The sequence below is a fragment of the Micromonospora sp. NPDC023633 genome (assembly GCF_040640035.1).
In the GTDB taxonomy this organism is placed as follows: Bacteria; Actinomycetota; Actinomycetes; order Mycobacteriales; family Micromonosporaceae; genus Micromonospora.
Genome location: NZ_JBFABB010000055.1, coordinates 34,430 through 47,359 on the forward strand (window position 1 = coordinate 34,430; position 12,930 = coordinate 47,359).

Consider the following 12,930-nt stretch of genomic DNA (forward strand, 5'->3'; position numbering starts at 1 on the left):
GACGGTACGGACCCCGACGGTGGCCGGGCGGATCGTGGTGACCGGACGAGGTGTCCCTGGCGGACCTGGCACAGGGGCAGGGGCTCAGCCCGATCGCGGCGGCGTCCTGCTGATGGACACCGCTGGTCTCAGCGGGCGAGGTGGACACGCTCACCGGGTCGCAGGCGGCGGATGTCGGCGCCCAGGCGGTCGGCCTCGCTCCGCAGTACGCCGTCGAGCACCTGGAGGCCCCAGTCGTTGAGGAGGCCGTCGTGAATGGCGTAGGCGCGCCGGGGAGCCGTCCGGCGTAGGTGGTCGATCAGGTCCGGGACGGTCATCCACGGCGCCTGGCCGGGCACGAGCAGCGTGGGCACGTCCACGACGGTCAGCGCGTCGCCGGGGTGGAAGACCTCGTCGTCGATCAGGAAGCCGACGTTGTCCACGGGCGGGACGTCGGGGTGGCTGCGGTGGTGTTTCTCCCCGACCACCCGCACCCGGAAGCCCGCCACCTGCAGCACGTCGCCGTCGCGGACCACCCGGACCCGGTCGTCCAGATCCGTCAGGTGCCGGGCGACCCCCGGGCAGGTGTGGACGACCAGGGCGGGATCGGCCGCGGCGGCCGCGCGGAGCCGGTCGGGCTCGAAGTGGTCGAAGTGCTCGTGGGTGACGAGGACCGCTTCCACGTCGGCCAACGCCTCGCGCTCGGGGGTCAGCGCGCCGGGGTCGATGACGAGGGCTCGGCCTGCCTTCTCCAGCCGGACGCAGGCGTGGCCGTACTTGGTCAGCTCCATCGCTCCCTTGTAGCACCTCGCGCGCCGGGAGGGCTGCCCGTGGACCTGCCCTCGGCGTCCGGGTGCGCGGTGGACCGGGCACGGGGGCGACAGCGCGCGCGGGGCGCTCGCCCTCGTGCCGCCCCGGTCGCGAGGCGGACCGATCGCGCGGGTTACCCTGCGGCGGTGGTGGACGGTGCGGACGGGGAGCGGTTGGCGGCGTCGTTGGCCGACCGGCTCGACGCGCTCACCTTCACCGACCTGACCACGGACGAGGTCACCGCCCGGCTGATCGACGCGGTGGTCGCCTGGGCGGGGGAGCGGGGCTGGCGGGTCTACCGGCGGGCGTCCAGCGTGTTGCCGCTGCCGCCGCCGATGTCCGCACAGCAGTCGGTGCTCGACGTGGCCTGCGCCCGTCCGGACGGGCCGCCGGTCGTCGTCGAGGTCGATCACGGTACGCGCCGCCGCACCTGGGAGAAGCTGCTCGCCGAGGCCGACGCGGGGCGGATCCCGCTCTGGGTGCGCTGGGGTGCCGGCCGGTTCACCGCGCCGCCCCCGCCGATCCTGATGGTGACCTGCGAGGTGAGCAGGCGGCCGGACCCGACCGGCCAGGGCCGGGTGCACAGTCGTTCGCCGCGAGCCGACAGGCTGCCGCCGGCGCATTCGGCCGTGCGGGTCGCGACGGTGGACGCCGTCGAGTTGCCGCTGCCGCCGCCCGGGTCGCCCGACCCCGGGGCCTGAGCCGCACGGCAACGGCCGCCGTACGCATCGCGGGGATCGCCTCGGTGGGCAGGCGCACCCGACGGCCCCAGGTGGCGGTCGACGGCGCGACGCTCGACCGCGGTGTCACAGAGTGGCCGGACCGTGCCAGAATGCGATCGTGAACGAGACGCCGAACTTTCTTCGCCCGTTCGTGCTGACGCCGACCGCACGCCAGCCCGAGCGGGAGGCGAATCTCGACTGGTACGTGCCGGAGGACGGCGGTCCGCACCCCGCCGTGGTCCTCGTCCACGGGGGACCGCTACCGGCCGACGTGCACCCGGGTCCCCGCGACTGGCCGGTCTACCGCGGCTACGGCTGCCTCCTCGCCGACCTCGGTCTCCTGGCCGTCACCGTCGAGCACCGGATGCGCGTCGTCGTCGGTGCGCAGGGCCCCGTCACCGACTGCCCGACCGCCGCCCTCGACGTCGCCTCGGCCGTGGACCGGGTACGTGCCGACCCGCGCGTCGACGGCGGGCGGATCGCCCTCTGGTTCTTCTCCGGCGGGGGACTGCTGAGCACGGACTGGCTGCGGGACCGGCCCTCCTGGCTGCGGGCGGTGGCGCTGACGTATCCGCTCCTCGCGCCGATACCGGGTTGGGGCGTCGACCCGCGCTTCGAGGCGGGCGCGGCGATCGGCGAGCCGGGTGGCCCCGTACCGCCGCTGCTGCTCACCCGGGCCGGCCGGGAACGACAGGAGATTGCCGAGACGGTCGCGGTGTTCCTCGACGCGGCGACCGACGCCGGCGTACGGGTGGAGGTGATCGACGTACCGGACGGGCAGCACGGGTTCGACATGCTGGACCACACCGACGAGTCCCGGCGGGCGGTCGGGCGGGCGGCCGACTGGATCTCGCAGCGACTGGCCCGGTGACCGGCTCTCCTTCCCGCCCCGCACCGGCGACGCTCAGCGGTGCGACAGCCGGTCGATCTCCGCGAGCATCCGATCCACGTGCGGACGGGCCCGGGCCCTCAGTTCGTCGCTCCAGCGCTCGTCGGAGTACCGGCAGCTGAGGTACAGCGCCCTGGCATGCTCCAGCACCGGCCGGTGCTCCCTGGGTAGCCGGGCCAGAGCCCAGTCGGCGGCGGCGTCCTTCGACCGGATCTCGCCGGTGGCGAGCGTGCTCCAGATGCGCGCGAAGGTCAGCACGACGTTGCGGGTGTCGCCGTCCAGGTCGTCGAGCAGGCCCGGGATGCCCGTCACGCTCGCCCGGACCAGGTCCGCGCGCGGTACGCGGTCCAGGACCTGCGCCGGCGGCGGGCCGGTGAGCGGATGGTTTCCGGCCAGCACCATCGTGATCAGCAGGGCCAGGTCCGGCATCGGTTCCCGCCGTGGGACGCCACCGGCCTCGAACTCGTCGCGGAGCCACTCGCCGTACAGGAAATCACCGGTCGGCGGAAACCGCCACGGGCGGACCTCGGACTGGACGACCACGGTGAGTTCGACCGGGCGGGCCCCGGCGGGGGAGCCGGAGATCGTCAACAGCCCGTCGAGGAGTGCCCTTCGTTCCTCATCGTCCATCCGCCGTCGCGCGTGCGCGCCGGGCGGTCTGCCGCCGTCGCCGCGCAAGCGGGATCGCGGTCTGCCGGACAGGTGCTCCACCGTGCGAATGCGACAGTTTGCGGTGGAGCCTTTGCGATCATGGGTGTGGTCAGTCCGCGCCCGAGAGGAAGTGCTCCGTGATGGTAGACGTCGCGCCCGATCCGAGCGTCGTGCATCCGATGCCGGAGCAGCCGCGGGTGGTGTTGTTGAAGCCGCTGGTCACCTCCCCGCTCATCGAGGTCGGCGAGTTCTCCTACTACGACGACCCGGATGATCCGACCGCCTTCGAGACTCGCAACGTGCTGTACCACTACGGGCCGGAGAAGCTGGTCATCGGGAAGTTCTGCGCACTGGGCGAGGGCGTGCGGTTCATCATGAACGGCGCCAACCACCGTCTGGACGGCCCTTCGACGTTTCCCTTTCCGATCATGGGCGGGTCCTGGGCCGGGCATTTCGACCTCATCACCGGCCTGCCCGGACGGGGTGACACCGTGATGGGCAACGACGTCTGGCTCGGATACCGCGCCATGGTGATGCCCGGCGTCCGCATCGGCAACGGGGCGATCATCGCTTCCGGTTCCGTCGTCGTCGACGACGTCCCCGACTACGGCGTCGTCGGTGGCAACCCGGCCAGGTTCATCCGCCGTCGCTACAGCGAGGAGGACATCATTCGTCTGCTGGCGCTGGCCTGGTGGGACTGGCCGCTCCCGCACATCACCGAGCACCTCCGCACGATCATGTCCGGCAGCGTCGACGCCCTCGAGGCTGCGGCACCCGGGCACCGGTAGCGGAAGATCGAGGCCCGCCACCCGGAAGACGGCGGGCCGGCTGGTGCCGTGACCATAAACGTTGCCAGTGTCGCGGCGAGGCCAGGCTGCGGCCATCCCGGGTATGGCTGAATGCCGTTGGTCGTCGCCTGGAGCCGGGTAGGCGACGTTCTTGGGGCGTCGCGTTAGCATCGATGGGTCGGCCATTGCCCGACCGAGGGGGGTCATTTGGCGGCGACACGGACATCGCTGCGGCGGTGGGCAGGTGTGCCCAGGTGGGTTCGTGTTGTGGTGATCGCCGCTGTTTGTGTCTTCGCGTACGGCGGGATCGTTCACTTGGGCGATGTGCTCGGTGTCCGGCCGGGTGGTCCAAGTCCGTCCACGCCGGTGTGGCTGATGTGGTACTTCACCTCGCTGACCGTGTTCGACCCGCTTGCGGCGCTGTTGCTGGCGCTGCGCCGGCTTGAAGGGCTGTTGCTCGGCTGCGTCGTGCTCGCCAGCGACGCGGTGGCGAACGGGTATGCCAACTACGTGCTGGACACCGCTCCTGGAATTACGCTCGGACGGATCGGGCAAGCGTTCGTCACGGTGCTCGCGGTCGCCCTTGTCGCCGCAGCGCCCAGGGTTGCACCCTGGCTGCATCGGCCGGGATGTGATGCGCCCGCCCCGGGCAGTCGGTGAACCTTCCGCATCGTCAGGCGACGCCGCGTCCACGCACCAGCAGTGCTGTGCAGGGGCGACTCACTCGTCTCCGCATCGGATGTCGGCGGCCTCGCCAGCGTTGTCGTAGACGATGTCGCACGTCAGGTGCGGGACGTACTTGGCCTTGTAGCTGATCTCCGAGCGTTCCCAGGCGTCCCACAGATCCCGGTCGTAGATACCCCGCCGGATGTCCCGCTGCCTGGCCCTCTCCCGAGCGATCTCCATCGGCGCATCGACCCAGATCCGGTGGTGGTAGTACTGCCGCAGCTCGGGGTGGTAGGCGGACACTCCCTCCACGATGAGATACCGGACCGCCGGCACCCTCACCCACCTACCCGGCCCACCGTCGCTGTCGGTCAGAGTCTGGTACTCCGTGAGCTCACCACGCCGGGCCGGCTCAAGCACCCGACGCGTGAGTTCCCCGCGGTCGAAGTCAGTCTTGTCCTCGTTGCTGACCACGCCGTGGATCAGGAAGTCGTCCAGGTGCACCAGATGGAAACTGCCCAGCAACTGACCAAGCCGCCGAGCGAAGACGGTCTTGCCGGCACCGCCGAACCCTTCCACGCCGACCAGTGTCGGCCGCTCTGACCGCCCGCCCTGGCCGATCAGGGCCGCGATCTGCGCCATCTCCAGCCCCAACACGGGACCCACAAGTTGCCGCTCATGATTCCCCGCCGTCACCTCAGCCGCCACCGCCCCTTCCACCAGGTACGGCACGTTGGCCGCAGGCTTCCAGGGCCAGTATCGACCCCGAAACCCCTCGACTGGCCACCCGCCATTCCCGACGAACAGGATCAGCGAGAGGAAAGCTGGACGGTGCCAGCCATGGCCGCGCCGCCGAAGATGTAGAGGTCCGCGGCGCCACGCCGCCGGAGCATGCACCACGGCGTCTACCCGAGCAGCACGGTGGTGAAGGGGAACCAGTCCAGACCTGCTCCCAGAGCCGGAACTCGGCCTCCGGCCGGGGCAGTTCCGGCCGTACTCGTCGCCCGAGTATCGGGCTCACGACCCAGCCGAGCAGCCCGGTCACTTTTGAAACAGGCCTAGGTGCGGATACTCAGCGGCGGATCGGTGCGCCAGCTCAGGCATCCTCGGCCAGACCCGCCGAGGATTCTGACATGACCGAGACGCTGCACCGACGTGCCGACCCGTTCCCCCTCGCGTCACCACGGCTGACGGCCGGCGAACGCTGGCGCCGGGCACGTCTGACGTTCTTCGGCCGGGCACTCGGGGCGGCGGTGCGGCTCGCCGGTCGCCATCCCGCGTGGTGGCGGTGGTCGGCCAGGCGGCATCACCCGACACTGGACCTCCTCGCGGCGGCGAACGCGCGGGCGGGCTGCGCGCTCGCCGCGCTGGACGTCCCGGCGTACCGTGCCTACCTGCGCGCCCGGCCGGCCGGGGTCCGTCGTCGGCTGCGGGACTTCCCGGAGACCGACAAGGTGAGCTACGTCGTCCCCTTCGACGCCGCCAAGCGCTGCCGGGGCGGACGGCTGCCGGCCCGGGGCGTGGTGGTCGACGAGTCGGCCGGCTCGTCGGGCCGGCCCTTCAACTGGCCCCGCGGGGAGCGGGAACTGCGCGCGGTGCACCGCGACATCGTCGGCTACACCAGCCTGGTCTTCCCGATGCGTCGCCCGTTCGTCATCAACGCCTACTCGATGGGCGCCTGGGCGACCGGGACGACGACCGGCGCCGCGATGGCCCGGATCGCGGTGGTCAAGAACACCGGCCCGGACCTCGGCAAGATCGTCGACACGATTCGCGAGTTCGGCCCGGACTTCGACTACCTGGTGACCGCGTACCCGCCGTTCCTGAAGCACCTGCGCGACCGGCTCGACGCCGACGGCTTCGACTGGGCGCGCCACCGCATCTTCGCCAGCTGTGGGGGAGAGGGGATGACCGAGGCGTTGCGCAGCTACCTGGAGGAGCGGTTCCTGAAGGTCCGGTCGGCGTACGGCGCCTCGGACCTGACCATCGGGATCGGCGCGGAGACCCGGTTCACCGTGTGGCTGCGGCGACGCCTGCGCAGTGATCCCGAGCTGCGGGCGGCGCTGCTCGGCGGGGACGAGCAGCGGTTGCCGATGGTGTTCCAGTACAACCCGTTGGCCACCTACCTGGAGACCAACGAGCGCCGGGAACTGCTCTGCACGATCACCGGTCCCGACGTGCTCCAGCCGCGGCTGCGGTACAACGTCGGCGACGAGGCGCTGCTCGTCGGCTACCTGCGGATCCTCGACCTGGTCCGCAGCGACCCGCAGCGCTGGGCCGAGTGTCGCGCGGCGCTGGCCAGCGAGCGGATGACCCTGCCGGTGCTGCTGCTGTTCGGCCGGCGCGACTCGACGGTGTCGTACCTGGGCGCCAACCTCTACCCGCAGGACGTGGAGTACGGCCTCTACACCGGCAACCCGTACGCCGCCGAGATCAGCCGGTTCTGCCTGGCGCTGGCCGAGGACGCCACGCTGGAGACCCGGCCGGTGGTCCACCTCGAACTGCGCCGCCCGCTGTCCGGGGCGCAGCGTGAGGCTCTCGCCGTCGCCTGCCGCAGCGGGGTGCGTCGGCACCTGGCGGCGGTCTCCCGCGACTTCGCGCAGTCGCTGACCGAGGACCCGGCCGCCGGCGATCTCCGCATCGAGCTGCACGAACCGGGCGCCGGCCCGTTCGCCGGACAACAGAAGATCAAGAACATCTACCTGGTGGGCTGAGTGATGCGTACCCGTGACTTCTCCAAGGCCCCGGCGCGGGCCCAGGCCGGCGCCATGTTCTTCGGCGCCACCCGCTACAGCGGGCCGCTGGCGATCCTGCGGCTCCTCCCGGCCTGGCTGCGGATGGTCCGCGACATGCGCCGCATGTCCGGATACCGCTGGCACCGGGTGTACTGGGAGTTCCCGTTCACCCTCGGCACCGTCGCGTTCTTCGCCGACCGCGAGGCCATGCTGCGCTTCGCCCGGTCCCGGCACCACCGCAAGCTGATGGTCTGGCTCACCGACGGCAACCGCAACGCGAGCGCGGGCTTCATCCGGCTCTTCACGGCCGAGCCCGACGGCTACTCCAACGGCCTGTGGCGGGCCGAGTCCCCCGAGATGGGGCACATCCCGACGTTCACGCCGCTGGGCTCGGAGACGGTGGGACCGGCGGTGCGGCGATGACCGCGCCGCGTGGCCTGGAGCGGGTCGTCGACCGGCGCGGCCTGCGCGAGTTCCTGGCGCTCACCGACCGGGTGTACGCCGGCGAGCCGCGCTTCGTGCCGCCGTCCCGCCAGCAGGTGCGGCGGTGGTGGCGCGACGGCGTGCCGATGTACGTGCTGCGCGACGCCGGCACCGGCGCCGTCGTGGGGCGCACCACCCTGCACACCGACGCCGCCCTCGACGCCAGGCTCGGCCGCCGGTGTCAGCTCTTCGGGCTCACCGAGTTCACCGACGCGGCGGCGCGACCGCTGTTCGAGGCGGTCACCGCCGCCGCCCACGCCGCCGGCGACCGCGACGCGCTCTTCGGGCCGGTCGCGTTGCTGCCCAACCAGGCGGGCGGGGTCATCACCTCCGGGTACGCCGACCGGGGCTTCATCGACAGCGCCTGGAACCCGCCCCGGTACGTGAGCGCGTACGAGTCGTACGGGTTCCGCCGGCGGTTCGAGTCGGACACCTGGATCTGCCCGGTCCCCGCCGGGGACGACGTGCCGCTCGGCGCCGACCCGGACGGCGCGGAGCTGAGGGTGCACCGGGGCGACGTCCGTCGGCTCGCCGACCAGCTCGAGCTGCTGCGCGAACTGCTCAACGCGTCCTTCGCCCAGCTCGGCTACTACACCGAGATCTCCGCCGCGCAGCTGCGCCGGCAGACCGACGGGCTCGCGTACCTGCTGGACGAGTCACTGCTGCTCTACCTGAGCAGGGCCGGGCGGCCGGTGGCGTTCGTGCTGTGCGTGCCGGACATCAGCGAGTTCGTGGTCCGGGTGCGCGGCAACCTCAACCTGGTCAACCAGCTCCGGCTGCTGGCGGTGCGGCGCCGCTACCGGCGGGAGGCGGTGTTGATCGTCAAGGGGGTGCTGCCCGAGCACCAGGGGCGCGGATACCAGCGGCTGCTCTCCGCCGCGCTGCGTCGCAACCTGCACGCCGGCGGGTACACGACGCTGCGCAGCACCTACGTCGGGCGGGACAATCCGGCCTCGGCCGCGCAGTACCGGGCGCTGGGCGGCCGGCCGCTGCACGGGTACACCTTCTACGAGAAGGCGCTGTAGATGGAGCTCGCGGCGTTCCGGGCGCTGGAGCCGCTCTGCTGGCGGTCGCCGAGCGCGCACAACACCCAACCGTGGCGGCTCGACCACCGGCCCGGGGCGATCCGGGTGGGCTGGGACCAGGCGTACACGCTGCCGGCGGCCGACCCCTCCGGGCGGGACCTGCGGCTCTCCCTGGGCGCCTTCGTCGAGACCTGCCTGGTCGTCGCGGCGGACGCCGGACTGGGGATGGAGTTCGTCGCCGACCACTGTGTCGCCGAGCGTCGGGTGGGCTGGCTGCGGGCGTCCCCGCACCGCTACGACACCCCGTTCAACGCGGCGCAGGTGCTCACCCGCCGCACCCACCGGGGCCGGTTCTCGGCCGGCCCGGACGCCGAGGTGGTGGCGGCCGCCGACGCCGTCGCGCGGGCGTCGGGCGGGACGGTCCGGGCCGTGCCGGACGCCGGGCTGCTGGCCCGCCTGCTGCGGGTCGCCGACCGGCAGACGTACGCGGATCCCGCGGTGGTCGGCGAGTTGCGGTCGTGGCTGCGGCTCACGCCGGCGCACCCGCACTACCACGCCGACGGGCTCACCGACCGGTGCCTGGGTCTGTCCGGGCGGGAGGCGACCGCGTTGCGGGTGGCGCTGGCGGCGTACCCGGCACTGCGCCGGCTGGGCCTGTCCCGGCTCCTCGCGGCGGCGTCCGGCAACCCGCTCGCCCTCGGTGGCGCCGCGCTCGTCCTCGTCGGACCGCCCGGGACGGACGACGCGACACAGGTGGAGTTCGGGCGGGTGCTCGCGCGCACCTGGCTGACCCTGCACGCGGCCGGGCTGGCGGCGCATCCGCTGAGCCAGCTCGTCGACGCGCCCGACACCCGCGAGACGCTGGGGGCGTTGCTGGGCGTGGCGCCGGAGCGCCTGCTGCATGTGGCGCGGGTCGGCCGGCCGGTGGGTCCGGCGGCACCCTCGGCGCGCCGGGTCGGTGGCGTCGGGCAGGGTCTCCGCTGATCCCCGTCGACGGTGGTGTTCCCCACGACGCTGGTGGCGCGGTCGCGTCGGCGAGTACCGCCCGCTCCTGACGCGCAGGGCCGGCGTCCGGTCAGGACGCCTGGCTGGTCGTGGCCCGCGGCGCCTCCGAGTGGCGGGCCACCGGCTCCGAGCCGGCCCGGCGGATCGGGGTGAACAGCCCGCCGACCGCGACCAGGAGACACCCCGCGCCCGCGACGAGGGCGACCGCCGGGACGCCGTACCGGCCCGCGGCCCAGGTCAGCACCGCGGCGCCGGCCGGCCCGAGCGAGTAGTGCGTGCTCCAGAACGCCGACGTGACCCGCCCGAGCAGGTGGTCGGGCGTGATCTCCTGGCGCAGCGACATCGAGCAGATCCCGCCCACGCTGACGCCGCACAGGTAGACCGCGGTCAGCACGGTGACGCCCCGCACGCTCCCGACGACGCCGATGCCCACGATGGCGAGACCACACATCGCGTGCGCGCCGATCCAGGTCATGCCGAAGCCGCGCCGGCGGCGCAGGGGCGCGACCAGCAGCGCTCCGACGATCGTGCCGAGCGCCGCCAACCCGAGCACCGTGCCGACGGTGCGGTCCGAGCCGCCGAGGTCGTGCTTGACGTGGTAGACGAGGACGTCGGTGAAGCCGTACGTCAGGAAGATGAAGACCGACAGCAGGATGGTCAGCGAGCGGAGCACGGGCTGACGCCAGAGGAACCGCGCGCCGGCGAGGAACTCGGCCAGCCGGCTCTCCCGCGTCACCGCGCCGTCGGCCCCGGCACTCTCGTCCGACTGCCGCAGCCGCACCAGCCAGAGGCCGGCGGCCGACAGGGCGAAACTGGCCGCGTTGACGGCGATGGCTGCCGTCGGGCCGAACCGGGCCGACACCACGCCGGCGAGCAGCGGCCCGACCACGGCAGCCGCCGCGTACGTCGCCTGGAGGCGCCCGTTGGCCTCGGTGATCCTGGGCCGGTCGACGAGGTTGCGCACCGCGGTCACCGCGGCGACCTGGAACACCATGCCGGCCGCTTCGCAGATCGGCAGCACGACGAAGAGCAGCCAGATCTGCGGACCACCGAGCCAGGCCAGCGGAATGAGGCCGTAGAGCACCAGCCGGGCCAGGTCGGCGGCGATCATCAGGGTCCGCCTGTCGTACCGGTCGACCAGGACGCCGCCGAAGATCCCCGCGCCGACGGACGCGGCGCCGGCCACGGCCGTGAGCAGGCCCATCTGGGCGACCGACCCGGTCGCGTGGAGCACGAGCAGCGGCACCGCGATGTAGGCGAACGAGTCACCGGCCGCGGAGAGCGACTGCGCAGCCCAGTAGGCGCCGAAGTTGCGGTCACGCCACAGGGGACGCCGGACCGGATCGGAGCGTCGGCTCATTCGGCGAGGGTAATCCGATCCCCCGTACGAGCGGTGTCCCTGGCGCGCCCGGCGACCGATGGCGAAACCAGGGTGTGCCGGTGGCGGGCGTCCTCGTATGATCTTCCCGCGGTGGGCGGCTCCCCGCGGTGCTTCCTTCTCACTTCTTCCGACGAAACTAGCGTCGCGACTCTCCGCCCACCGCTTCGCACGGGGAGGTCGCGGGCATGGATGCGCTGGCCGTGGTGCTGCTGCGACGCACCGGCCGGGTCGCGGTGGTGGGCACGGGCACCGTTCCCGCCGACGGCGCCGCCTGGGTGGCCGCGCTCGAGGCCGATCTGGCCGATCGTGGCTGGCTGCTCCGGGACGACCTGCGTACGGCGGCGGCCCGGCTGCCGGCGGCGGTGCGCGTCCGCTGGGCCGACTGGCTGCTGGCGACCGTCGACGAGATGGTCGGCGCGGACCGCCCGATGCTGCCGCTCTACCGCGCGTTCCCCGACACCCCGCGCGACATCGAAGCGGTCTACGTGCGGCGGCTGCTCACCCACCTGTTCGCCGTGCCCGGCGCGCCCTGCGTGCTGTGCGGCCGCGAGGACGGTGGCGCGCCGCTCGACCCGTGCGGTCATCCCGTCTGCCCGGCGTGTTTCCCGCCGGAGCAGGTCACCGCGTGCCCTGTCTGCGGCCGCCGGCTGGCGGCGGACAACACGTACCTGACCGTCGTCGCGCCCCCGTCGCCGCTACGCCGCCCGCCACGGCGGGCCGCCGCGCCGGTCGAGGACGCGGGCGAGCGCGCCGCCCCGGACGCGCCGCCGCTCCCGGTGCGGCTCGCCGGGCTCGAGACCGACCCGGTCGGCGCTGCGGTCCGGCTCCGGGACGAGCTCGTCGCCCGGCCTGCCGCGCTGAGCGAGGCCGACCGGGCCGACCTCGAGGTGTTGGTGAGATCCACCGCGCCGGGCCGCCTCGACTGGTTGCCCGAGGCGGTGCCCGCGCGGGAGACCCTCGCGCTGGTCATCGCCTGGGCGCTGCACGCCACGGCGGGCACCCCCGGCCAGCACGACCTGGTCGCCGCCGCCGGGCAGCGCTGGTCGACCGCGACGGACGTGGCGCGGACCCTGTGGGCGTACTCGGGTGGGGACCCGGGGCTGGTCCTGCCGCGGCGGGACGACGAGTCCGCGGCTCCGGGCGCGACCTGGCGTCCGGTCCACGAGCCTGCCGTCGTCGTGCCCGGGCCCCGGGTGCGGGCCCTGCCCCGGCCGCTGCGGCGCGCCGCTCTCGCGCGGCTCGACGCCTGTGGCGCCGCGGTCGCGGCGGAGGATCTGCGCCGGCACCCGGCCGTCTGGAAGCGCCTCGGCGAGCGGCTGCACCCGTACGAGAAGGTGGCCGCGCACCCGGCGGCGGCCGTCGCCTTCGCGGCGCTGCGCGGCACCCGCGCGACCCGCGCCAGTGCCCTCGGCGCTGCCATCGTGGCGGCCTGCGCCCGCGAGCCCCGGCACCTGCTGCTGACCGAGCATCCCGGCGACACGGTCACCGTCCGCCTACGGACCCACGCGTCCCTGGTGGAGGAGGCCCTGACCGGCGGCGACGTGGCAGGGGCCGCCCGCCTGCTCACCGAACGCCCGGGCGAGTTGTGGCGCCGGCTCGACCACCTGCTGCGGGTCGCCGGGGACGATCCGGCGGCATCCGCCGCGATCGGGACGGCCATGCACCGGACCGCGGCCCGGGTGGCACCCGGCGTGCTCGCCGCGGCCGCGGCCCAACTGGCCGGCCGGGACGAGACGGTACGGGCGACGGCCGCCGAGCTGGCGGCGACCGCGCGGGCCCGCGCCGCCGCCCGGGCC

Annotated in this window: 13 protein-coding genes; 9 read left to right on the forward strand and 4 right to left on the reverse strand. The window is 73.5% G+C overall.

Annotated features, from left to right (window positions below; genetic code table 11):
* Positions 1-128: 128 nt before the first annotated feature.
* Positions 129-770, reverse strand: a complete 642-nt coding sequence (locus AB0G13_RS18720) for an MBL fold metallo-hydrolase (protein ID WP_357875745.1) — start codon at positions 768-770, stop codon at positions 129-131.
* Positions 771-938: 168 nt separating this feature from the next.
* Between AB0G13_RS18720 and AB0G13_RS18725 the strand changes: the two genes are divergently transcribed.
* Together AB0G13_RS18725 and AB0G13_RS18730 are read left to right on the forward strand one after the other, a co-directional pair.
* Positions 939-1,490, forward strand: a complete 552-nt coding sequence (locus AB0G13_RS18725; protein WP_357875768.1) for a hypothetical protein — start codon at positions 939-941, stop codon at positions 1,488-1,490.
* A gap of 139 nt (positions 1,491-1,629) precedes the next feature.
* A complete protein-coding gene (locus AB0G13_RS18730) occupies positions 1,630-2,382 on the forward strand; it encodes an alpha/beta hydrolase (RefSeq protein WP_357875747.1) in 753 nt (250 codons plus the stop codon).
* A 33-nt stretch (positions 2,383-2,415) separates the two neighbouring features.
* Here the strand turns inward: AB0G13_RS18730 and AB0G13_RS18735 are convergent, their stop codons facing one another.
* The gene (locus tag AB0G13_RS18735) at positions 2,416-3,030 is read right to left on the reverse strand and encodes an aminoglycoside adenylyltransferase domain-containing protein (RefSeq protein WP_357875749.1); all 615 of its coding nucleotides are present in this window, start codon (positions 3,028-3,030) and stop codon (positions 2,416-2,418) included.
* A gap of 200 nt (positions 3,031-3,230) precedes the next feature.
* Here AB0G13_RS18735 and AB0G13_RS18740 point away from each other — a divergent pair, with 200 nt between their 5' ends.
* Together AB0G13_RS18740 and AB0G13_RS18745 are read left to right on the forward strand one after the other, a co-directional pair.
* The gene (locus AB0G13_RS18740) at positions 3,231-3,839 is read left to right on the forward strand and encodes a CatB-related O-acetyltransferase (RefSeq protein ID WP_357875770.1); all 609 of its coding nucleotides are present in this window, start codon (positions 3,231-3,233) and stop codon (positions 3,837-3,839) included.
* A 267-nt stretch (positions 3,840-4,106) separates the two neighbouring features.
* Positions 4,107-4,499: a hypothetical protein gene (locus AB0G13_RS18745; protein ID WP_357875751.1), complete on the forward strand. Its 393-nt coding sequence runs from the start codon at positions 4,107-4,109 to the stop codon at positions 4,497-4,499.
* 60 nt (positions 4,500-4,559) lie between these two features.
* Here the strand turns inward: AB0G13_RS18745 and AB0G13_RS18750 are convergent, their stop codons facing one another.
* Positions 4,560-5,237, reverse strand: a complete 678-nt coding sequence (locus AB0G13_RS18750) for a hypothetical protein (protein ID WP_357875753.1) — start codon at positions 5,235-5,237, stop codon at positions 4,560-4,562.
* A gap of 401 nt (positions 5,238-5,638) precedes the next feature.
* Here AB0G13_RS18750 and AB0G13_RS18755 point away from each other — a divergent pair, with 401 nt between their 5' ends.
* From AB0G13_RS18755 to AB0G13_RS18770, 4 genes are read left to right on the forward strand one after another with little or no spacing between them, the layout of a single operon-like run.
* Entirely contained in the window at positions 5,639-7,219 is a 1,581-nt protein-coding gene (locus tag AB0G13_RS18755; RefSeq protein ID WP_357875755.1) for a phenylacetate--CoA ligase family protein, read from the forward strand.
* Between the two features lie 3 nt (positions 7,220-7,222).
* A complete protein-coding gene (locus tag AB0G13_RS18760) occupies positions 7,223-7,663 on the forward strand; it encodes a DUF4188 domain-containing protein (RefSeq protein WP_357875757.1) in 441 nt (146 codons plus the stop codon).
* The gene (locus AB0G13_RS18765) at positions 7,660-8,748 is read left to right on the forward strand and encodes a hypothetical protein (protein WP_357875759.1); all 1,089 of its coding nucleotides are present in this window, start codon (positions 7,660-7,662) and stop codon (positions 8,746-8,748) included. Before AB0G13_RS18760 ends, AB0G13_RS18765 begins: the two co-directional genes overlap by 4 nt.
* The gene (locus AB0G13_RS18770; RefSeq protein ID WP_357875760.1) at positions 8,749-9,732 is read left to right on the forward strand and encodes a nitroreductase; all 984 of its coding nucleotides are present in this window, start codon (positions 8,749-8,751) and stop codon (positions 9,730-9,732) included.
* A 91-nt stretch (positions 9,733-9,823) separates the two neighbouring features.
* Here AB0G13_RS18770 and AB0G13_RS18775 read toward each other — a convergent pair whose 3' ends face one another.
* Positions 9,824-11,113: an MFS transporter gene (locus AB0G13_RS18775; RefSeq protein ID WP_357875762.1), complete on the reverse strand. Its 1,290-nt coding sequence runs from the start codon at positions 11,111-11,113 to the stop codon at positions 9,824-9,826.
* Positions 11,114-11,319: 206 nt separating this feature from the next.
* On the opposite strand from AB0G13_RS18775, the gene AB0G13_RS18780 reads away from it, so the two are divergent.
* A partial coding sequence (locus tag AB0G13_RS18780; protein WP_357875764.1) for an RING finger family 4 domain-containing protein occupies positions 11,320-12,930 on the forward strand: 1,611 nt, incomplete at its 3' end.